Origin of the sequence: Flavobacterium sp. (genome assembly GCF_044361015.1) — a bacterium.
Classification (GTDB): Bacteria; Bacteroidota; Bacteroidia; order Flavobacteriales; family Flavobacteriaceae; genus Flavobacterium.
The window spans coordinates 18,479-41,272 of sequence record NZ_JBIKJL010000010.1 but is presented as its reverse complement, the minus strand read 5'-3'; the positions used below and the strand labels follow the sequence as shown (position 1 = coordinate 41,272).

At 37.4% G+C, this 22,794-nt stretch carries 20 protein-coding genes; 14 read left to right on the top strand and 6 right to left on the bottom strand.

Annotation, left to right across the window (positions count from 1 at the left end):
- Positions 1-22: 22 nt before the first annotated feature.
- From ACIQ2Z_RS04730 to ACIQ2Z_RS04720, 3 genes are all read right to left on the bottom strand, one after another.
- Entirely contained in the window at positions 23-1,075 is a 1,053-nt protein-coding gene (locus tag ACIQ2Z_RS04730) for a phytase (RefSeq protein WP_396183010.1), read from the bottom strand.
- Between the two features lie 2 nt (positions 1,076-1,077).
- The gene (locus ACIQ2Z_RS04725) at positions 1,078-2,064 is read right to left on the bottom strand and encodes a purple acid phosphatase family protein (RefSeq protein ID WP_396183009.1); all 987 of its coding nucleotides are present in this window, start codon (positions 2,062-2,064) and stop codon (positions 1,078-1,080) included.
- A 73-nt stretch (positions 2,065-2,137) separates the two neighbouring features.
- Positions 2,138-4,960 (bottom strand): TonB-dependent receptor, encoded by a 2,823-nt coding sequence (locus ACIQ2Z_RS04720; RefSeq protein ID WP_396183008.1) that lies wholly within the window; start codon positions 4,958-4,960, stop codon positions 2,138-2,140.
- Positions 4,961-5,204: 244 nt separating this feature from the next.
- Between ACIQ2Z_RS04720 and ACIQ2Z_RS04715 the strand changes: the two genes are divergently transcribed.
- From ACIQ2Z_RS04715 to ACIQ2Z_RS04705, 3 genes are read left to right on the top strand one after another with little or no spacing between them, the layout of a single operon-like run.
- On the top strand, positions 5,205-5,378 hold the full coding sequence (locus ACIQ2Z_RS04715; protein ID WP_396183007.1) for a hypothetical protein: 174 nt from the start codon (positions 5,205-5,207) through the stop codon (positions 5,376-5,378).
- A gap of 33 nt (positions 5,379-5,411) precedes the next feature.
- A complete protein-coding gene (locus ACIQ2Z_RS04710) occupies positions 5,412-5,864 on the top strand; it encodes a 6-pyruvoyl trahydropterin synthase family protein (protein WP_396183006.1) in 453 nt (150 codons plus the stop codon).
- A gap of 48 nt (positions 5,865-5,912) precedes the next feature.
- Positions 5,913-6,668 carry a UDP-2,3-diacylglucosamine diphosphatase gene (locus tag ACIQ2Z_RS04705; protein ID WP_396183005.1) on the top strand — a complete coding sequence of 252 codons (756 nt, stop codon included), beginning with the start codon at positions 5,913-5,915 and terminating at the stop codon, positions 6,666-6,668.
- Here the strand turns inward: ACIQ2Z_RS04705 and recJ are convergent, their stop codons facing one another.
- Positions 6,669-8,357 (bottom strand): single-stranded-DNA-specific exonuclease RecJ, encoded by a 1,689-nt coding sequence (gene recJ, locus ACIQ2Z_RS04700; protein WP_396183004.1) that lies wholly within the window; start codon positions 8,355-8,357, stop codon positions 6,669-6,671.
- 173 nt (positions 8,358-8,530) lie between these two features.
- On the opposite strand from recJ, the gene ACIQ2Z_RS04695 reads away from it, so the two are divergent.
- Positions 8,531-8,854 carry a helix-turn-helix domain-containing protein gene (locus ACIQ2Z_RS04695; RefSeq protein ID WP_396183003.1) on the top strand — a complete coding sequence of 108 codons (324 nt, stop codon included), beginning with the start codon at positions 8,531-8,533 and terminating at the stop codon, positions 8,852-8,854.
- A 2-nt stretch (positions 8,855-8,856) separates the two neighbouring features.
- Positions 8,857-10,146: a type II toxin-antitoxin system HipA family toxin gene (locus tag ACIQ2Z_RS04690; protein ID WP_396183002.1), complete on the top strand. Its 1,290-nt coding sequence runs from the start codon at positions 8,857-8,859 to the stop codon at positions 10,144-10,146.
- 57 nt (positions 10,147-10,203) lie between these two features.
- Here ACIQ2Z_RS04690 and rsmI read toward each other — a convergent pair whose 3' ends face one another.
- Together rsmI and ACIQ2Z_RS04680 are read right to left on the bottom strand one after the other, a co-directional pair.
- Positions 10,204-10,881, bottom strand: a complete 678-nt coding sequence (gene rsmI, locus ACIQ2Z_RS04685) for a 16S rRNA (cytidine(1402)-2'-O)-methyltransferase (protein ID WP_396183001.1) — start codon at positions 10,879-10,881, stop codon at positions 10,204-10,206.
- Positions 10,882-11,826 carry a hypothetical protein gene (locus tag ACIQ2Z_RS04680; protein ID WP_396183000.1) on the bottom strand — a complete coding sequence of 315 codons (945 nt, stop codon included), beginning with the start codon at positions 11,824-11,826 and terminating at the stop codon, positions 10,882-10,884.
- Positions 11,827-11,928: 102 nt separating this feature from the next.
- Here ACIQ2Z_RS04680 and ACIQ2Z_RS04675 point away from each other — a divergent pair, with 102 nt between their 5' ends.
- The 9 genes from ACIQ2Z_RS04675 (at position 11,929) to ACIQ2Z_RS04635 (ending at position 22,791) form a co-directional block, all read left to right on the top strand.
- On the top strand, positions 11,929-12,549 hold the full coding sequence (locus ACIQ2Z_RS04675; protein ID WP_396182999.1) for a thymidine kinase: 621 nt from the start codon (positions 11,929-11,931) through the stop codon (positions 12,547-12,549).
- Between the two features lie 3 nt (positions 12,550-12,552).
- Positions 12,553-15,024: a bifunctional UDP-N-acetylmuramoyl-tripeptide:D-alanyl-D-alanine ligase/alanine racemase gene (locus ACIQ2Z_RS04670; protein ID WP_396182998.1), complete on the top strand. Its 2,472-nt coding sequence runs from the start codon at positions 12,553-12,555 to the stop codon at positions 15,022-15,024.
- A gap of 68 nt (positions 15,025-15,092) precedes the next feature.
- Complete coding sequence (mscL, locus tag ACIQ2Z_RS04665) at positions 15,093-15,461, top strand: large conductance mechanosensitive channel protein MscL (RefSeq protein WP_396182997.1); 369 nt, start codon at positions 15,093-15,095, stop codon at positions 15,459-15,461.
- A gap of 246 nt (positions 15,462-15,707) precedes the next feature.
- Positions 15,708-16,697: an aspartate-semialdehyde dehydrogenase gene (locus ACIQ2Z_RS04660; RefSeq protein ID WP_396182996.1), complete on the top strand. Its 990-nt coding sequence runs from the start codon at positions 15,708-15,710 to the stop codon at positions 16,695-16,697.
- 60 nt (positions 16,698-16,757) lie between these two features.
- Positions 16,758-17,096, top strand: coding sequence for a hypothetical protein (locus tag ACIQ2Z_RS04655; RefSeq protein ID WP_396182995.1), 339 nt, complete (start codon positions 16,758-16,760; stop codon positions 17,094-17,096).
- A 76-nt stretch (positions 17,097-17,172) separates the two neighbouring features.
- On the top strand, positions 17,173-19,554 hold the full coding sequence (locus ACIQ2Z_RS04650) for a TonB-dependent receptor (RefSeq protein ID WP_396182994.1): 2,382 nt from the start codon (positions 17,173-17,175) through the stop codon (positions 19,552-19,554).
- 10 nt (positions 19,555-19,564) lie between these two features.
- Positions 19,565-20,119 (top strand): type 1 periplasmic binding fold superfamily protein, encoded by a 555-nt coding sequence (locus ACIQ2Z_RS04645; protein ID WP_396182993.1) that lies wholly within the window; start codon positions 19,565-19,567, stop codon positions 20,117-20,119.
- Positions 20,120-20,262: 143 nt separating this feature from the next.
- A complete protein-coding gene (locus tag ACIQ2Z_RS04640) occupies positions 20,263-20,637 on the top strand; it encodes a DoxX family membrane protein (protein WP_396182992.1) in 375 nt (124 codons plus the stop codon).
- Between the two features lie 93 nt (positions 20,638-20,730).
- A complete protein-coding gene (locus ACIQ2Z_RS04635) occupies positions 20,731-22,791 on the top strand; it encodes a prolyl oligopeptidase family protein (RefSeq protein WP_396183022.1) in 2,061 nt (686 codons plus the stop codon).
- Positions 22,792-22,794 lie beyond the last annotated feature (3 nt).

Genomic DNA, 22,794 nt, shown 5'->3' with positions numbered 1-22,794 from the left:
TTACAATTAGTTTTTTTATTTCTTACTGTTTGCCATTTATTATTTTTTGAATGACTTCCCAATTGTAGTAATGAAATGTCATTCCGTTGCTCATGGCTACAAGCATTCCCTTGGGGAATTGCGGTCCGAGATTTATGGCAGTGGCATCGGAACCATCGCATTCAATCGTGGAAGTTGATACTTCAGCCAATTTTAGGTGTTGGTTTGGATTGCCGTTGGTACCTTCTCTAGCAAAAACCACAAAAGTATTGGCTTGTTGGTTGGAGACTAAAATATAGCCGGTGTTTGGCGAACTTTTGTAAATAGCAATTCCTTCATGGTCGGATTTGAAGTCTTTTTGACCAAAAATTACTAACTCGGTATTGACATTTTTAGCCGGATCGGCAAAGTATTTACGGATTCCAACTTGTTCGTCTGAACAATAAACAAAACCAAATTCATTGTCCACCGCAATCGCTTCAATTTCTTTTTTACCGCTAAAGTTTCCAAATTTTCGAACCAAAGTAGCCGACACGGTTCCATTTACGCCGGCGTTTAATTCGTATTGCCATAAGTACGTTCCCGATGGTCCGAACTTTCGGCCCACAATTGCAAAAACAGCACCGTCGGAAGGTCGCGTATACAACGCAATTCCCATCGGGTCTCTTTCGGTTTCACCTTCAAAAACAGGTATTCCACCGTTGTCAATCGGTTCCAAATTGGGCATTGCGAACACTCTGATTTTATTGGTTTCGCGTTCGGTGGTTACTGCGATATCGATGGTTGACTCTCCTACTTTTAAACCGTAGGCAATATCGACATTGTTCGGTCTTTGTAAAACAATGGATTTCTTAAGAATAGTTCCTTTTAAATCGTACATATACAAACCGCCATCCGTGTCCTTATCCGTTCCAATAATTACACTTTTGGTTGCATCGGTGGGATGAATCCAAATAGCGGGATCATCGGTATCATGCGGTAGTGGTTGCGTGACCACTGTTGGAGCGATGGCGTCTTTTTTTAGCGGAGCTAATTTATCGCTGCAAGAAAATGTTAGTAATCCTGAAGTTAGTGCAAGTATATATACTTTTTTCATCGTTATTTTTTTAATTCTTGGGTATAAACAATTTTTCCTTGGGCATTGACCAGTTGCACCAGCATCAACTTTGGTGTGAGACTAAAGGTCATAAAACCCGGTTCCGACAAGGCAAAAAGCGTTCCTTCTCTGGTTCCTGTAGGACGAACTTCGCAACCGGCACCGGATAAAAATTGCATGGTATAACGTCCTTTAGGTTTGATTACTTGCAAATCATGTTCGTGTCCGCACAAATAAGCATCTACTTTGTATTGGTCGAAAATAGGTGCAAAAACCGTTTCAATATCTTTGGTATCCTGACTCGTTTTTCGCTTACCACCGGAATACATTGGATGATGACCTACAACTATTTTCCATTTGATAGAGGCGTCGGTTGTTTGCAAGGTTTCTATCAACCACTTTTTTTGAGCGAGGGTGTCTTGTGTTTTGACATTCTCTTCCATTTCATCGCCTTTGGAGTGGTAACTTTTTATAAACGGATTGGTATCGATAAACACCAGCAATGCTTTGCTTCCGTCTTCCAATTCTACGGTTTCTTTAAAGTAAGTGGCGGGCATGTTCCAACGTCTACTGATTTTTGAATAATCAATTTGGGCTTGAATATTACCATTGTAATCATGATTGCCCAAAGCTACATACCAATCGGTTTGCAGGTTGTGGTTGAAATAAATATCTTCAAAGGAAGCTCCCCAGTGCGGGTCTTGCGTACTTTGAACCCCATTGGGATAGAAATTATCCCCAACAGAAATGACAAATTCAGAATCGATTGTGGCGGCTGCTTTCGACATTTGCACGGCTACGTCTTTTTGGTGGTACTCGCCATTTCTGCCGAAATCACCCAATACCAAAAAGTTCAGACTTTCCTCTACTAGCTTTAATTCGGGGATAAAGCCGCCTTTGTAGCCCGATTTTTCTTCTTTTAAATAGTCTTGAGCCAATGTCACTTGCACCCATAAAAAAAATATAACGATGAATAATTTCTTTTTCATAGAATAAAAAATTAAAAAATGTTTGACAGGGTTTTACAGACCCCATCAAACATTTTAAATTGCTAAATTAATTTTACAAATCGAATTTTAAACCAAAATTATAACGTGCTTGGTAATATTCCATTTGCATTGTTCTTGAGGCAATTCCTTGATAATAACGCAACGGTTGGTTGGTCAAGTTATTTGCTTCAGCGAAAATACGTATTTTGTCGGTAATTTTATAGGATGCATTGGCATCTAAGAACAACTGTTCATCATAGTATCGATCATCAAACGCATCACCACCCAATTCATCTAAATAATCAGCGGCATAATTTAAGGAGATTCGGGCGGAGAACCTTTTATTTTCCCAAGATAACGAACCATTAAACATGTGTGGAGCAGTCCCCGGAAGTGGCACATCAGTTCTTTCTTCACCATCAGAATTTGTAATTCCTTTGGCATCTGACTCGGTAAATGTATAATTTAAATAAACCCCTAATCCTTTAAAGAATGTACCGGGAATAAAATCTAATTGTCTTTGAAGGGAAACTTCAAATCCATATACGTCAACACTTTCGCCATTTCTTTGTTGTGTTAATCCCCAATTACCTGGGTTTATTTCAGGTATTGGATTCGGTTGACCCGGAAAATCAGTAGCAAATTCAACATTGGTGTATTGATTATCACGGTAGGTATAAATAAAATCGTTTAAGTTTTTATAAAAAACGCCACCCGACAAAAGACCTACTGATTTATAGTATTTTTCAACCATTAAGTCAAAGTTATAGGCATACGTAGCTTTTAAATTTGGGTTTCCGGCTACGATTTCAGAATCATCGTCTGGAATTACACTAATAAATGGAGCTAAGTCATAATAATTAGGTCTTGCCAAAGAAGTAGTAAATGCTGCTCTGTATACCCAATTATTTTTTCCATTGTATTTGAATGCCAAACTTGGCAACACATTTGTATAGGAATTTGTATTGTTTACTTCACCAACCAAATCTTCTTCATCTTCCACATAATTGGCTGAATAATTGATATATGTATTTTCAACACGTACTCCAACAATCATAGATAAGTTAGCATTAAAATCCTGATCCCAACGAATATAGGTTGCATAAATATCTTCTTTTGCTTTGTAGTTCAATGCTAAATATTCGCTCGGAATATCCTCTTTATCAAATAATGCTGCATTATTCAAATCTAAACCACCTAAAAATGAATTGCTTGCGAATGTTCCAGGCACATACTGTGATCCTGCTTGCCAGTCTTCACCGCCATAGAAGCTTGTTGGAATTGCATTTAAATTTCCGAACTCAGTAATTGGTTCATATTCAAAAAAGGTATTGTCTCTACTTTTGTCTTTAATTCTGGCACGTCCTCCAAAACGTATACGCCCTTTTTGGTCAGCGATAACAGAAAAAGGCAATCTAAAATTTAATTTTAATCCTAGTTCAGATTCTTCTGTATAGTTATCATTTTCAGATAACGTTCTAAACTCAAAATCTTCTGCTACGTCAGCGTCAGGCGAAGTAAGTAGCGGAAATCTGGTATCTGATAAATCTTGGTTAATGTCTAATCCTCTATTTTGGTATTCAATATATCTTTCACCGGGTCTATCTTCACTTGCTTGTGCATAATTTACTGCCCAATCCATATCCAGTTTTGAACTCAATAGGTGTTCGCCACCCATCGCATAATTTTGTACTACTTGACGTTCTAAACGAGCATCTTTATTGTCTGCGATTCCCCCTTTAGTTTGTCTTCTTACATCGCCTTCAAAACCAATGATGTCGTCGTTTGCATCATAAACGGGGTCAATACCGCGGAATCTCGTTCGGTAACGATTTTCATAATCATCTCTAAAATTATACATTGCATTTACATAAATGGAGTTGTTTTCATTGAACTTGTAATCTGTTGCAAGTGCAAATGAGTTACGAACCCTTTGTACATCGTATTTTCGCACGTCATATTCTTCCATGTATACCTGATTTTTCTCTCCCTCAACCCAAACGCCTTCCACATTATCAGATCCAAAATTATTGTTATTGTAAGAGGCACTAAAAACAACTCCTAATTTCTTATCCAAAAATCGGTTTCCTAAAACAAAACCGGCAGTGTAATTCCCTTTATCTCGAATTGGGCTATAACCTCCTGCAAGTGTAGCAGAGACTCTAGGTCCGTTGGGTGTTGCACGAGTAATTAAGTTAACTGAACCTCCAATAGCATCTGCATCCATATCTGAAGTAAGCGTTTTGTTTACTTCAATTGTTGAAATCATATCCGCAGGAATCAAGTCCATCTGAACATTTCTGTTATCTCCCTCAGCCGAAGGGATACGATCCCCGTTTAAGGTTACCGAGTTTAAAGCAGGTGCAATACCTCTAACAATAATATTTCGGGCCTCTCCTTGGTCGTTTTGCATGGTAATACCCGGTACTCTTTTTAGAGCGTCGCCAATATTTGCATCCGGAAAACGACCCACTTGGTCGGAAGAGATTACGTTGGTAATGTTTTTGTTGGTTTTTTGTTGGTTGATTGCCTTGGCCTGCCCTCTTAAACGGTCACCGATAATAACAACTTCAGTCAACTCATCGTTTCCTGGAACCAAAACAAAATTGATTGAAACATTTTTTGACGATTCAACAGTCACCGTTTGTTTTTGTGGTTGATAGCCTATGTACGTAATCTCTATTTCAAAAGTTCCCATCGGAACATTCAAAAATTCAAACACACCGTTTTGATTAGATATTGCATACCTGTTGCCCGCATTTAGTTTTACGGTAGCTCCTGGAAGTGAAAAACCTTGCTCACTTTCGGTTACTTTTCCTGTAATAACTCCTGTTCCTTGAGCTGAAGTTACAGCAGTACACAAGGTGATAAAAGCAATTAATAGTAATTTTTTCATCGTTAATTTTCTGTTAATATTAGTTCTTGCAAAACTATTTGGAAAAAGAAAAATGAACGTTAATCTACAATTAACATGTCCAATCTCTACATTAAATTATTTCTAATTTGTTGAATAAATTGTAAATTTATGCGAGGAATTTTGCTTTTATTTTATACTTTTATACTTGCAAAAGTTAAGTATATGTTAACGGAAATCCGTTCTTTTTTAACTTTAAAACAACTCAATGTAAATAAACTGTTTCATGAAATTATTGTTCCTTATACTTCAACCATCTATCGAAGAAAAACTCAAAAACTCACCGGATGAAGGTTATCAAATTGGGGTAATCATCGGTTCTTTTATTCCTTTTGTGCTTTTGATTGGTATTGCTTATTGGATGTATTACGCTGCCAAAAAAAGAGGCAAAAATCAGTAGCAATTCATACCTTTGCACCTAAATTAATTTCCAATGGCAACAATACGAATTACCAAACAGTTTAGCTTTGAAACCGGTCATGCACTTTACGGCTACGATGGGAAGTGTAAAAATGTGCATGGTCACAGTTATAAATTGTCGGTTACGGTTATCGGAACGCCTATTGAAGATGCAACCAACGTGAAATATGGAATGGTGATTGATTTTGGCGATTTAAAAAAAATTGTCAAAGAAGAAATCGTGGATCAATTTGACCATGCCACTGTTTTTAATCAAAATACGCCCCATGTGGAGTTGGCCAATGAGCTTAAAAACAGAGGCCATCATGTGATTTTGGTTGACTATCAGCCTACGAGTGAAAACATGGTGATTGATTTTGCAGCAAGAATTACAAGCCGATTGCCCCACGATGTTGAACTCCATTCGTTAAAATTGCAGGAAACCGAGAGTTCCTTTGCGGAATGGTATGCCTCGGATAATACATAACCCTTTTAAAAGTTACATTGCGACTTGTTTCAACCAGATAAAAAGAATATGACAACGGTTAAACCCACTAAACTATATTTCGCTTCCGACCAACATTTTGGAGCTCAAACGCCAGAACAGAGTTTTCCGCGGGAGCAAAAATTTGTGGCTTGGCTTGATGAGATCAAGCACGACGCAACGGCTTTGTTTTTATTGGGTGATTTGTTTGATTTTTGGTTTGAATATAAAACGGTGGTGCCAAAAGGATTTGTTCGGGTTTTAGGGAAACTTGCCGAACTGAGTGACCGCGGTATTCCGATTTATTTCTTTGTAGGCAATCATGATTTATGGATGACAGATTATTTTGAAAAAGAATTAAACATTCCCGTTTTTCATGATAATCAAGCCTATACTTTTGACGGCAAAACGTTTTTAATTGGTCACGGCGATGGAAAAGGACCGGGTGACAAAGGTTACAAACGCATGAAAAAAGTGTTTGTTCATCCGTTTTCGAAATGGCTTTTCCGTTGGTTACATCCCGATCTTGGTGTTAAACTAGCTCAATATCTTTCTGTCAAAAACAAATTAATTTCCGGTGCCGAAGATGTGAAATTTTTAGGCGAAGAAAACGAGTGGTTGGTGCAATATACCAAACGAAAACTCACCCAAAAGCATTATGATTACTTTGTCTTTGGTCATCGTCATTTGCCTTTGCAATTAGAGATAGGTGAAAATTCCACTTACGTAAATTTAGGCGATTGGATTGGTTATTTTACCTATGGAGTTTTTGACGGGGAAAAATTTGAGTTGAAAAAGTTTGACTAGTTAAGCTAAGTCTTTCGCTCGCAATTGAACCGTTACATTTCCATTGAATTCGTTTTCATCAATACAATAGACTAAATCAAACGGGGTTTTATCTTTGGTTCGTTCCAATTTGTTTCCCAACCCAAAACCAATTACACCATATCCTTCCGAATTATTTTGCTTGACAAATAATTTCAAATGCTCGTCATTTTGCCCGATGGTTTTTCCGTAACCGGTATCGAAGACCTTTTTTGTCAGGAAAACGGGCGTCATGTTTTCGGGGCCAAACGGTTCAAATTGGTTTAAAAGTCGGATGAGTTTTGGGTTAATTTCTTTCAATTCAATTTCAGCATCAATCGAAATTTCCGGAATCAATAAATCCGGATGAATGGATTCCTGCACTACTTTTTCAAAAGCCTCTTTGAAAGCCGCATAATTTTCTTCTTTCAAGGTCATTCCGGCGGCATACATGTGTCCGCCAAACTGTTCTAAATGTTCAGCACATTTTTCCAAGGCATTGTAAATGTCAAAATCTTTCACGGAACGGGCTGAGGCAGCAAGTTTATCACCGCTTTTGGTAAAAACCAAGGTTGGTCTGTAATAGGTTTCAGTTAAACGGGAAGCCACAATTCCGATAACACCTTTGTGCCACTTTTCGTGATAGACAACCGTTGTAAACTTCTCTTTTTCCTGATTTTCTTCAATTTGAGCGAGGGCTTCCACTGTTATTTGTTTGTCCAATTCTTTTCGGTCTATGTTATATCCTTCAATTTCGGCCGCAAATTGTTCGGCTTGCTCCAGGTTGAATTCGGTTAATAATTCTACCGCATGGTTGCCGTGTTTAATTCTTCCGGCGGCATTAATTCTGGGAGCGATGATAAACACCACATCGGTTATGGTCAGTGTTTTTTTCTTAAGGTTTTGAATCAAGGCTTTTATGCCGGGTCTGGGGTTTTTGTTAATGACTTCCAATCCAAATTTGGCTAAAATTCGGTTTTCACCCGTCATGGGAACGATATCAGCAGCAATGGCTGTAGCTACCAAATCCAAATACGGCAGTAAGTCATCTATGGATTGGCCTCTGTTTTGAGCTAAAGCCTGAATGAGTTTGAAACCCACTCCGCACCCACATAATTCGTCGTAGGGATAGGAACAATCGTCTCTTTTAGGGTCTAAAACGGCAATGGCTTTGGGCAAATTATCTCCCGGTCGGTGGTGGTCGCAAATGATAAAGTCAATGTTTCTTTCGTTGGCATATTCCACATGGTCGATTGATTTGATTCCGCAATCGAGAGCAATGATGAGCGAGAACCCATTGTCGTCTGCAAAGTCAATTCCTTTGAAAGAAATGCCATAGCCTTCGTCGTATCGATCAGGAATGTAGGTTGCCACATTCGGATAATAGCTTCTTAAATAAGCCGAAACTAAAGAAACCGCCGTAGTGCCGTCGACATCATAATCGCCGAAAACCAAAATATTCTCTTGGTTTGCCATCGCTGTTTCAATTCGATTGACCGCTTTGTCCATATCTTTCATCAAGTATGGATTGTGTAAATCCGCTAAAATAGGTTTGAAAAATTGACGTGTCTGCTCGTAGGTAGAAATTCCTCTTTGAATCAACAACGTAGCAATACGCTCGTCCACCTTTAGCTGAGCGGCTAAGGATGAAACTAGGTGAGCCTCCGGTTTTGTTTTTAATGTCCAACGCATAGTATAAAATTTTGAATGGCGGTTAGTATTTCATGATAGAAACAAATTTAATGTGTTTTCGTTTAATACCATTACTTTGAGGAGAGAAAAAATTGGGAGAGAGGGGGTTAAATTCGAAAAAAAGAAGTAAATTTGTATATTAAATGTTTCATTATTCTGTTAAATTGAATTTTATGTATCAAACTAGTTACAATAAAAAATGGTATGCGATGACTGATGCTGTAGTAGTAAAGACACTATGTGCCAGTTTGAAACAAATGCGTTTAAACCAGAATCTTTCCCAAGAAGAGCTGGCAGAACGATGTGGTTTAAGTCGAATAACCATCAGCCGTATGGAAACCGGTCAAGCCATTAATTTGTTAACCATGGTGCAGCTCATGCGGGCTTTAGGTAAATTAGACCTCTTCAACTACTTGAATGAAGAGCCTGAAATCAGTCCGATGAAAGTAATGGAAGAACGAGCAAAATACCGTAAAAAAGCCTCTCCTTCCAAATAACCATGAATACCCTAGCAGCTATAAAAATATGGAATCATCGGGTAGGTGCTATCCTTTGGGATGAATCAAAAAATGTTGGTTTTTTTGAGTTTGATAAAGACTTTGTCAAACTTCCATTTGATTTATCCCCCCTTATGTTACCTATTGAAGATGCCCGAAAAGGTCGTCGGGTGTATTCTTTTCCCTTTTTGAACTATGAAACCTTTAAAGGATTACCTGGTTTATTAGCCGATAGTTTGCCGGATAAATTCGGGAATCAGGTAATCGATGCATGGCTGGCTCAACAAGGTCGTTCCGCCCAACTTTTTAATCCGGTTGACCGCCTATGTTACATTGGCAAACGCGGAATGGGAGCCTTGGAATTTGAGCCCGAATCCGGGCAACTCGCCACCCCTTCGAACCCCTTGGAAATTGAAGCTTTAGTGCAATTTGCCCGAGAAGTGCTGGACCAACGAGCCAACTTCAAAACAAATTTACAATCTGAAAACGGATTTTCTGACCTCCTTCAAGTAGGAAGTTCTGCCGGCGGTGCCAGAGCAAAAGCTATTGTTGCCTACAACCCTTCCACCGGAGAAGTCCGCTCCGGTCAAATTGATGGTTTAGCAGGCTATGATTATTGGCTTATCAAATTTGACGGTGTAACCAATCATCAATTAGGCGATCCAAAAGGATATGGAAACATTGAATATGCCTATTACTTAATGGCTCAAGCGGCCGGTATACCCATGATGGAAAGTCAGTTAAAAAAAGAAAATCAGCGGGCCCATTTTATGACCAAACGGTTTGACCGCCTTAATAATCAAAAATTGCACACGCAAACCCTCTGTGGATTAGCTCACTTTGATTACAATATGCCCGGTGCCTATTCCTATGAACAAGCCTTTCAAATAATGCGGCAAATGCAACTGCCCTATACCGACATGGAAGAATTGTTCCGAAGAATGGTTTTTAACATCATGGCCAGAAACCAAGATGATCACACCAAAAACATCTCATTTCTCATGAATCCGGAGGGAAAATGGTCACTTTCTCCTGCTTATGATATTACATTTGCTTATAATCCTTCCAATTTTTGGTTAAAATCACATCAAATGACCATCAATGGAAAAAAAGATGATCTCAACTTAACCGATGTTTTGACTGTTGCAAAAAATGTACATCTTAAAAAACCGACTCTACTTATTCAGGAATGCCGAGAGGCTATTGTAAGATGGGGAGAATTTGCAGATGCTGCTTTTATTAATTCCGAGCAACAAGCAGAAATCAAGGGATTGTTTAACCTCTTAATGTAACTTAATTGTTTCATTATAATTGTTTTTTGAGCTTATTGTATCAAAAAAGTTATATTTTTATTTGATTGATTTGCCGCCTACCACCACTACAATTTCTCCTTTAGCGGGTTTATTTTCAAAGTGTTTTAGGACTTCTGTGGCTGTACCGCGAACGGTTTCTTCATGAAGTTTAGACAATTCTCTGGACACCGAAACCGGTCTATCTGCCCCAAAATAGTTTACAAATTCAGCGAGTGTTTTTGTTAATTTATGCGGAGACACATAAAAAATCATCGTTCTGACTTCGTCGGCTAAAGCCAAAAAACGGGTTTGTCTACCTTTTTTATCAGGAAGAAACCCTTCAAACACAAACTTATCATTAGGCAATCCGCTATTCACTAAAGCCGGCACAAAAGCCGTTGCTCCGGGCAAACATTCTACTTCGATGTTGTTTTCGACACAAGCCCTAGTCAACAAAAAACCCGGATCGGAAATGGCAGGTGTTCCGGCATCGGAAATCAAAGCAATCGTTTCTCCGGATTGTAACCGCTTAATCAGTCCTTCCACCGTTTTGTGCTCGTTGTGCATGTGGTGGCTTTGCATGTGCGTAACAATTTCAAAATGCTTCAATAATTTCCCGCTGTTTCGGGTGTCTTCTGCCAAGATACAATCTACTTCTTTGAGCACTTTAATGGCTCTAAAAGTCATATCTTCCAGGTTTCCGATGGGTGTGGGAACGATGTACAGTTTGGACATTTAGGCAAATTTTTTCTCTATCAAATTCATAAAACGAGTGGCATAATCTTCTTTTCCTTCCCAATAATTATAGTCAGGTTTTACCATATCCTCCAAAAAACTTTGTGCTTCTTCAAGTGAATCATAGGTACTGATTTGAGAAACCACGCGGTTAAAATCCTCGTTACTTCCCGCAAATAAATGTTTTACAAAAGCAATTCGGTCATTTAGTCCAATGTTAATGCCTTTGATTAAAGTATCGTTTAACGATGCAATTTTTTGCTCGATTTTAGCCGCAAAAACTTCTGCTTTTATTTCAGGCACAAAAGTTTCTTCCGTTTTTTCAAAGGCCATTTCAGAAGCTCTTTCCACTTCTTTCGGAACGTCGTTTACTTTTACAAAATCCGGTTCTTTATAATCTGAGCCCAATAAGTCTTCGAACAAAATTTGTTTTTGCTCTAATTTTGGAGCTGTTTTCTCATCCTCCACCTCTATTGATAATTCAAAAATAGGATTGAAAAGAGGTTCTATTGTTTCTGTTTTACTTTCTTCTTCCAACACCTCTTCCGTTGCTGCTACTATTTCAGGTTCAGGAACAATTTCTTCTTCGGTTAATTCTTCCACAGTTTCCGAAACTACTTCCTCAACAGCCGTTACTTCTGCTAGGGGCTCTTCTTGCACTGTTTCTTCAATTAGAGTTTCTTGAACAAGCGTTGGCTCAACCGTAACTACTTCCATCTCCACAATAGGTTGGGCAACGGCTACTGTATTTAATTTTTCTTCCAATTCTTCGGCAGAAATTTCTTCTTTCAATACATTAAAATTTTCTTCATAAAAACTAAGAATGGCTAGTTTTTCATATAATTTTTGAGCTTCCTGATGTAATTGTATTACATCTTCTTTGCCTTTTAATTTTAAAATTCGGTGGGCAATGCTGATTAAATCGGCTTCTAACTTTTTCTTCATAACTTTTAAAATTATATTGAGTATAGCGTTTAGAATTTTATAAATTTGTTACTGATACAAAATAACATAAAAATATGTTGTTCACCGCTAGAAAAGTAGAAAATGTTTCTTGAAAATACTGTAAATCATAAAGAACAATTTGGTTGGATTGAAGTCATCTGCGGATCGATGTTCTCGGGAAAGACCGAAGAGCTTATTCGAAGACTGAAAAGAGCTCAATTTGCCAAACAAAAAGTGGAGATTTTTAAGCCTGCCATCGATACGCGTTATCACGATGAGATGGTGGTTTCGCATGATGCCAATGAAATTCGTTCGACTCCAGTTCCGGCGGCTGCCAATATTCGTATTTTGGCCCAAAGTTGTGATGTAGTTGGCATTGACGAAGCTCAGTTTTTTGATGATGAAATAGTGACCATTTGCAATGATTTGGCCAATTCAGGAATTCGCGTAATTGTGGCCGGTTTAGACATGGATTTTAAAGGAAATCCGTTTGGGCCAATGCCCGCTTTAATGGCAACAGCAGAATATGTCACCAAAGTTCACGCCGTATGCACCCGCACCGGGAATTTAGCCAATTACAGTTTTCGAAAAGCCGATAATGATAAATTAGTCATGTTGGGTGAAACGGAAGAATATGAACCTTTAAGCAGAGCAGCCTATTATCATGCCCTTCGCGAACAAGCGGAACACAAAACGGAAAACACAAACAAACCTAAATCCTAACCGGTGAACCTTGTTATAAAAGATATTATTACATTGCTCGATGCCGCCTTTTCAGGCAGTCATTCTGAAAATAGTATTGAAAACGTATCCCTCGACAGTCGCTCCCTGCAAAATAACCAACAGACTTTGTTTTTTTGTTTGGTTGGTCCCAATAACAACGGACATCATTATATTGCTGAGTTGATTGAAAAAGGGGTTCGAAATTTTATTGTCTCCGAAAAAGTTGAACCCGTTCAAGATGTCAATTTTTTACTTGTTGAGAATACGTTAACCGCACTTCAAAAATTTGCCTCTTATTACCGCAGTTTATTTGATTTCCCAATAATTGGAATTACAGGTAGCAACGGAAAAACCATTATCAAAGAGTGGTTGAATTTCTTGTTAAGTCCCGATTATAATATTATCCGCAGTCCAAAAAGTTACAATTCTCAAGTGGGTGTGCCACTTTCTATTTTAGGCATTAAAGAAAAACATAATTTAGGAATATTTGAAGCCGGAATTTCCACTACCAATGAAATGGAAAAACTGCAAAAAATCATTCAACCTACCATAGGAATTTTATCAAACATTGGTTCGGCTCACGACGAGGGGTTTTCGAGTCTAGCCGAAAAAATAAAAGAAAAACTAAAACTTTTCATTTCAGTAAAAGTGCTGATTTTAAACAAAAATAAGAGCATAATTGCTTTTATAAACCCAAAAATTAATACCTTCAGTTGGTGTTCAGACGATAAAAGTGCGGATGTTTATATTACTAAAAAAAACACCGATGAATTGACCATATTGTATGTAACGTATCAAGAAGATACTTTCACAATTACCATTCCTTTTCATGACCAAGCTTCGATTGAAAATGCTATTCATTGTATGATGGTGATGCTTTATTTTGGATACAACCAAAAAGTCATTCAAACTCGAATGGCGCAATTGTACCCAGTAGAAATGCGTTTGAAAGTTAAAAATGGAATCAACAATACTACAATTATTGATGACAGCTACAGTTCTGATTTTCAATCGTTTAAAATTGCTTTAGACTTTTTAGAAAATCAAAAACAACATAAAAAGAAAACTGTTATTTTATCCGATATTTTTCAAAGCGGATTGAATAATGAAGAATTATATTCACAGGTTTCACAATTAATTATTTCCAATAAAATTAATCGAGTTATTGGCATTGGTGAAACAATTTCGCAGTTTAAAAACAAGTTCATAAATTGTTTAGCATTCAAGAATATAAATGATTTTACTACTTCTTTTGAGAACTTGAATTTTGAAAACGAAACCATACTCATTAAAGGGGCGCGTAATTTTCACTTTGAAGAAATCGTATCCTTGCTAGAAGAAAAAACACATGAAACAGTTTTGGAAATTAACCTCAACGCTATTAGCCATAATCTCAATTTTTACAAATCAAAACTAGCGCCAAAAACCAAAATGATGGTCATGGTCAAAGCTTTTGGCTATGGTAATGGTGGATTTGAAATAGCGAAGTTACTCGAACATCACAAAGTGGATTATTTGGGTGTGGCTTTTGCCGATGAAGGAATTTCTTTAAAAAGTGCTGGAATTACAGTTCCAATAATGGTTTTAAATCCAGAAAGCACCAGCTTTTCTGCCCTAATTCAACATCAATTAGAACCCGAAATATATTCGATAAAAGGACTAAAAGCATTTTTAAAAATTGCCGAACAAAAGAAACTTAAACACTTCCCTATTCATATCAAAATCGATACCGGAATGCATCGGTTGGGATTTGAAGAAGAACACTTACCAGAGTTAATTCAAATTCTTAAAGGAAATAATAATGTTCAAATCAAAAGCATTTTATCACACATGGCAACCAGTGACGATTTGAAACACGATGCCTTTTCAAAATCCCAAATTGCTTTGTTTGAAAAATTGTCAACACAACTACAAACCGAATTAAAGATAAACCCACCCGAGCAAACGGCGAACGGAGCAAAGCTAATCCGTCATATTTTAAACACCTCAGGCATTACCAATTATCCTGAAGCGCAATACGATATGGTGCGACTAGGAATAGGATTGTATGGAATTTCTAATGATGCGGAAGAACAAAAAGAACTCGAAATTGTAGGCACTTTAAAGTCAGTAATCTCACAAATCCGAACTATTGAAAAAGACGAAAGTGTAGGATATGGCAGAAGATTTATAGCTACTGAAACAACCAAAATAGCTACTATCCCCATTGGGTATGCAGATGGCATTAGTAGAGCTTGGGGACACGGTGTTGGTTACGTATTAATAAATAATACCCCCGCCAAAATTATAGGAAGTATATGCATGGATATGCTTATGGTTAATATAACTGGCATTGATTGCAAAGAAGGAAATATTGTTATCATTTTTGGTGAAAATCCAACGGTTAATTTTATGGCAAAGCAACTAAACACAATTCCGTATGAAATTTTGACGAGTATTTCGCAACGGGTAAAACGCGTTTTTTTTAGAGAATAATTTTTTTTTTTGAATTATTTAAAATTTTATTATTTTAGTGCTCTATTAACAAATAAAACAAAACAAAAATGGGAATGATTTCAGAATTTAAAGACTTTATTGCAAAAGGTAATGCCATGGATTTGGCAGTTGGAGTTATTATTGGAGCTGCATTTGGCGCTATTGTTGATTCATTAGTGTCAGATGTTATTACTCCAGCTTTACTAGATCCAGCCCTAAAAGCGGCACAAGTTGAAAACCTAGCCGATTTAAAAACAGGAGGAGGAATTCTTTATGGAAAATTCCTATCGGCAGCTATAGGCTTCTTGGTAATTGCATTTGTAATTTTCATCATGGTAAAAGCTATCAATAGTATGAAAAAACCAGTTGAAGCTGCTCCAGCTGGCCCAACTCAAGAAGAATTGCTTACTCAAATTAGAGATTTATTAAAAAAATAATACCACTACATAGCATATTCTAATTTAACCCTGAACTCGTTTCAGGGTCTTTTTTTTATATTTGGAGCACACGGCATCCGTTTGATCAGGAAGTATCCTCCCGCTATCCGCTATATCTTTTTTTTCAAAAAAGGATACCGCTCTTATCGGGGCTAGTTAGAACCTATCTGCATTTCCTTCTTTTTTCTATATTCTATTCTCTTTTTTCTACATACTTTTGTACTTCAAAAATAAATAAATAAAAATATGAAAGTTGCTGTTGTTGGCGCAACCGGAATGGTTGGCGAAGTGATGCTTAACGTTTTAGCCGAAAGGAATTTTCCAGTGACGGAATTAATTCCTGTGGCTTCCGAAAAATCTGTTGGAAAAGAAATAGAATTTAAAGGAAAGACCTATAAAGTAGTGGGGTTACAAACCGCTGTGGATAGGAAAGCTGATATTGCTTTGTTTTCAGCCGGTGGAGAAACGTCGTTGGAATGGGCACCAAAATTTGCAGCAGTTGGAACAACAGTAATCGACAATTCATCTGCTTGGCGAATGGATCCTACTAAAAAATTAGTGGTTCCGGAAATCAATGCTTCCGAATTAACTGCAGCAGATAAAATCATCGCCAATCCAAACTGTTCCACCATTCAAATGGTAATGGTTTTGGCACCATTGCATAAAAAATACAACATCAAGCGTGTCATCGTTTCTACGTATCAATCCATTACCGGAACGGGTGTGAAAGCGGTTCAACAATTGGAAAATGAATATGCCGGTGTGAAAGGCGAAATGGCGTATCCGTACCCAATTCACCGAAATGCCATTCCGCAATGTGATGTGTTTGAAGACAACGGCTACACCAAAGAAGAAATGAAATTGGTTCGCGAAACGCAAAAAATTATGGGCGACAGAAGCATTGCCGTGACCGCAACCGCCATCAGAATTCCGGTTGTTGGCGGACACAGTGAAGCGGTGAATGTAGAGTTTTCAAATGATTTTGATGTTAATGAAGTTCGTTCGATTTTGCACAACACTGCCGGCGTTTCCGTTCAGGATAATTTGGACACTAAAACCTATCCGATGCCTATTTATGCACAAGGCAAAGATGATGTTTTTGTTGGCCGAATTCGCCGTGATGAAAGTCAGCCCAACACCCTAAACATGTGGATTGTTTCTGATAATTTACGCAAAGGAGCGGCAACCAATACCATTCAAATTGCAGAGTATTTGGTAGCTAACAAACTAGTTTAACAAAAGATTAAAAGTAATTTAAGCTCCTTTTCAGGGGCTTTTTTGCTATCTTTGCTGTTGATGAAGAAAAAAATAGCTATAGTCAACCTCTATTTAATGTCGGCAGTGTTGTTCACAATACTGTTTCAGTCATTGCATAGCTATCAGTATTTAGTGGCTGATGATGTTGAGGAAACCGAAGTCTGTCATCATTCGCACGAAGGTTTTTCGCATCAACATTCGGAAGAGAGCTGTTCCATCTGTGATTTTCATTTTTGGTTTTACACCCAACCGGAGGTACTAACGTATCGATTTGATTTACCGATTAAACCTGTTCCCTATTTAATTAAGGAACAAGCCATTATTTCTACCTTTTCAGGTTCCCTTTTTTCACATCGCGGACCGCCGCAAACCGTTTAAAATCTTAGAAACAAAAAACAGTCATTTGCTACAAAATAGTTATGACTTCATGTGTTTTATATTTTGAACCAGAAAAATGCGATACTTTTTTATCCTTTTCTTCTTGTTGATGTTTGGATTTTCGAGCTATGGTCAATTCACGTTAAGTGGAAAAATCACGAACGAAAAAAACCAACCGTTAACCGGAAGTCACATTCATACTCAATATTTTAATACCGTCAGTAATCCCATTGGCGAATTCGAAATCAATGGTTTGCCTAAAGGCGAATTGCGGGTGTATATTTCCTATTTGGGTTATACCACCTGCGACACGTTGGTGGATATAACCCAAGATGTGGTATTGAATGTGCAATTGAAACCATCCGAAACGAAATTAGAATCGGTTACCGTCAAACAAAAAACAGCCAAAGTCAGCAGTAGTTTATCGGAACAACGCATTTCAAAAGCGTCAATCGAGCGAAATAGTTCCAAAACGTTGGCAGATGCGTTGAAGGAAGTCCCCGGCGTTTCGCTTTTACGAACAGGTACGACCATTGTCAAGCCGGTGATTAACGGTTTGCACAGTAGTCGAGTGCCCATTTTTTCCAATCAAGTTCGGCTGGAAGATCAACAATGGGGAACGGAACATGCTCCGAATTTTGATTTAAACGCTGCCGGAAAAATTTCAGTTGTTAAAGGAGCTTCGGGCTTGCAATACAGTGGTGATGCTGTTGGCGGAATGGTAATTATCGAGTCAACCAGTGTGAAGCAAGACACCTTGTTTGGCAGAACGATTGTCAGCGGTTCATCCAATGGTCGTGGCGGAACGATAAGTTCGAGTATTCACAAAGGAAATTCAGCAGGTTGGCGATGGAATGCGTTGGGAACGTTCACTTATTTTGGTGATAGGGAATCTCCGGATTACGTTTTATCCAATTCCGGAAACCGAGAACTGAATTTTTCAGGTGATGTTTCGTATGTGAAAGAAAACTATGGACTTTCTGCTTTCTACAGTTTATACAATGCTAAGATTGGTATTTTGAGTGCTTCGCACATTGGAAATGTAACCGATTTGTATAACTCCATTAACAACCAAATTCCGTATATAATTAATGATTTTACGTATTCGATTCAACATCCAAAACAAGTGATTCAACATCATTTATTCAAGTTGAATTATTTGCAAAAATTGGATGAAAGCAGTTCGATTTCTACTTTTTATTCGCTTCAATTTAACAACCGAAATGAACTTGATTTGAGGTTGGGTGAGGACGCGAACAAAGCCGCTTTGGATTTAGAATTGACCACACATTCTCTTCAATCGGACTATAAAAAAGAGTGGAATCAATTTACTTTAAAAACCGGAATTAGCGGATTATTTCAAAACAATTTTGCCAATCCAAGAACCGGCGTGAGACCTTTAATTCCAACTTATGTTCGATTTGATGCAGGTTTTTATGGTATCGGAACGTATGAAATCAATGAAGATTTAATTGTTGATGGAGGAGTTCGCTATGATTTTTCAACTATCGAAGCTTCAAAAGATTATTTGAAATCACGTTGGGAAGAACGAGGTTATCAAGATGATTTTGCAGATATTATTGTTGACGAAACTGCCAACCAATGGCGAACTAAGCCGCAATTTACCTTTCACAACATTTCTGCGAGTTTAGGTGTTCGAAAAGATTTTCAGCAGGACTGGAAATGGTTAAACAACATTAGTTTATCCAACAGAAATCCAAATCCGTCTGAATTTTTCTCCGATGGGTTACATCATTCTACCGGTCAAATTGAGTTGGGTGATTTACGTTTGAAAAAAGAAGAATCACTTAAATTTTCTTCTTCTTTATCGAAAAATGGAAAGTCCTTTTCAATGGAAATCAATCCGTTTTTACATTACATTTCCAATTTTATATATTTGCGACCCATTGGTTTTGAGACCACGATTCGCGGAGCTTTTCCCGTTTGGGAGTTTCAACAAACCAATGCTCGATTGTTTGGACTTGATTTTCATTCGCAATGGAACATCCATTCGAATTGGCAACACAAATTTTCGTTTGCCTATGTCAATGGCGAAGATTTATCTGAAAGTCAGCCGTTGATTGATATGCCGCCGATGACGATTTCAACGTCCATTCAATACAAAAAGGAAGGATGGAATGGATTGCTTTTAGAACTTCAATCCGAATCGGTTTTTCGTCAGCATCGATATCCTGACTTTAATTTTGAAACCGATATCATTGTAGATGGCGAATTTGTTCCCGTTATCGTTGACATCAGCACACCGCCAAAAGCGTATCAATTGTTCCATTTTTATTCGGAAATGAAGTTCAAGGCCTTCAAAATATTGGATACCACCATCGCTTTATCCGTTCAAAATATGTTAAACACAGACTACCGTGACTACTTAAATCGCCAACGTTTTTTTGTTGATGAAATGGGTAGAAACATACAATTACAATTAAAAATTAATTATTAAAAACACAAAAATGAAAAATTTAAAAATCATGGCTTTGGCCTTAACAGCAATCTTCACTTTCAATTCGTGCAGCAACGACGATTCTCCGGTGGTGGAAGAAGAATTAATAACAACGTTAACCGCAACATTTGTGGGTGGCGGAGAAACCATCACATTAACTTCACGAGATGCTGATGGCGATGGCCCAAATGCACCGATAATTACCGTAAGTGGAAATTTTGCCGCTTCAACCAATTATTCCGGTTCTGTTCAGTTTTTGAATGAGTTGGTAAATCCTGCTGAAAATATCACTGAAGAAATTGAAGAGAAAGATTTGGAACACCAAGTGTTTTATCAAATTCCAAACAGTTTAGGAAACTTTACCTATTCGGATTTTGATACTGAAGGAAATCCACTTGGATTAGAATTTACATTTGCAACAGGAGCAAATCCTGGAACTGGAATAATCACAATTACTCTAAGACATTTACCAAACAAAAATGCCGATGGTGTTTCAGATGGCAACATTAGTAATGCCGGTGGTTCAACCGATGTTGAGGTTTCTTTTCCTATCGTTATAATCTAAATTTATTTAAAAATTATCTTTTCCAACCAAACCCTACAAACGCTAGGGTTTGGTTTTTTTATTTCATTTTGTGAATTTTATAAAGTATTTTTTACTAACTTAGTTATTTTATTAAATTTTCTAACCAAAAAATACGACAGCTTATGAATTCACAATTTACCAAACTGATGCGAATCCTGCTTGGAGCAATCCTTGTTGTTTTCGGACTTAACAAATTTCTAACTTTTATTCCGGCTCCTGAATTACCGGAAAATGCGGCCAATTTTATTAATTCGTTAGCTTCAACCGGTTATGTTCTACAAGTGGTTGGTGTGATTGAGATTTTGATTGGACTTCTGCTACTGTTGAATAAATGGGTGGCTTTTGCCTTGGTTGTTTTAGTTCCGATTTCGGCGAATATTTTGTTGTTTCATTTGTTTTTAGACATTCCGGGAATTAGCGGAGCACTTCTAGTAACTGTATTAAATGGTATTTTGATGTATAAGCTTTGGCCAAAATACAGACCTCTATTTAACTAAAATTAACATTTGAGTTGATTATATTTGTCAATATCAATCAATTTTCAAATGAAAAAATCTATTTCAGCATTGGCAATTGTTTGTGTAATTAGTATGAATGCACAAACAAATTCTCCTATTAAATATCCCGAAACAAAAAAAGGCGACGTAAAAGACACTTACTTTGGTTCGGAAGTAAATGATCCTTACAGATGGTTGGAAGACGACCGTTCAGCAGAAACAGGTGCGTGGGTAAAAGCCCAAAACGAAGTTACTTTTGGTTACCTTTCTCAAATTCCTTATCGAAATCAAATCAAAGAGCGATTAGAGAAACTGTGGAATTACGAACGTATTTCTGCACCTTTTAAAGAAGGTGATTATACCTATTTCTACAAAAATAACGGTTTGCAAAATCAATCGGTTTTATATCGAAAAGACAAAGCCGGAAAAGAAGAGGTTTTCCTAGATCCAAATACATTTGCGGCGGACGGAACGACTTCATTGGCTAATTTAGAATTCTCAAAAGATGGTTCGCTTGTTACATACTCCACTTCTGAAGCCGGTAGCGATTGGAACAAAATCATTATCATGGATGCCGTTTCAAAGAAAGTATTGGAACAACCGCTTGTTGATGTCAAGTTCAGCGGAATTTCTTGGATGGGAAATGATGGTTTCTTTTATTCCAGTTATGACAAACCGGAAGGAAGTGAACTTTCTGCCAAAACTGATCAACACAAATTATATTACCATAAATTAGGAACTTCTCAAAAAGAAGACAAAGTGATTTTTGGCTTAAACGAAAAGAGAAGATATGTAAGTGGTGGTGTGACCGAAGATCAGCAATTTTTGATAGTAACAGCTGCTAATTCTACCACCGGAAACGAATTATACCTAAAAGATTTAAGTAATCCAAATAGTAAATTAGAAACGATTGTTGATAATTTCAACAGCAACAATTACATTATTGATAATGTAGGTTCAAAGTTATATATCGTTACCAATCTGAATGCACCCAATCAAAAAATGGTGACTGTTGATGCTAAAAACGCAAAACCGGAAAACTGGAAAGATTTTATTCCGCAAACCGATTATGTGTTATCTCCTTCAACCGGAGGCGGTTATATTTTTGCAAATTATATGAAAGATGCTATCTCACAAGTGGTTCAATATGATTATGAAGGAAAAGCAATTCGTGAAGTGAAATTACCGGGAGTTGGTTCTGCTGGAGGTTTCGGAGGGAAAAAGACCGATAAAGAATTGTATTTTTCCTTTTCAAATTACATTACTCCCGGAACAATTTATTCGTATGACCCAAAAACGGGATCATCAAAAGAATATCAAAAACCAAAAGTAGATTTCAATTCTGCCGATTACGAAAGTAAACAAGTGTTTTATACTTCCAAAGATGGAACAAAAATCCCGATGATTATTACACATAAAAAGGGATTGAAATTAGATGGTAAAAATCCAACTGTATTATATGGTTACGGTGGTTTTAATATTAGTTTAACGCCAAGTTTCAGTGTTGCCAATGTGGTTTGGATGGAAAATGGAGGAATTTATGCTGTAGCCAATTTACGTGGTGGTGGTGAATATGGAAAAAAATGGCACGATGCCGGAACGCAAATGAACAAACAAAATGTTTTTGATGATTTTATTGCAGCTGGTGAATATTTGATTGCTCAAAAATACACTTCATCAGATTATTTAGCAATTCGCGGTGGTTCAAACGGTGGTTTATTAGTGGGTGCAGTAATGACACAACGGCCTGATTTAGCCAAAGTAGCTTTGCCAGCAGTTGGTGTGTTAGATATGTTACGTTACCATACTTTTACAGCCGGAGCAGGTTGGGCTTACGATTATGGAACAGCCAATGACAGCAAAGAGATGTTTGACTATTTAAAGAATTATTCACCGGTTCACAACGTGAAAAAAGGAACAAAATATCCGGCAACTTTAGTCACAACTGGTGACCACGATGATAGAGTTGTACCGGCTCATAGTTTTAAATTTGCTACCGAATTGCAAGACAAACAGGCCGGAGAAAACCCAGTTTTGATACGAATTGATGTAAATGCCGGACACGGAGCAGGAAAACCAATTTCTAAAACCATTGAGGAAAACGCCGATATTCAAGCATTTACGTTGTTTAATATGGGGATTAAGAAAATATAGTTT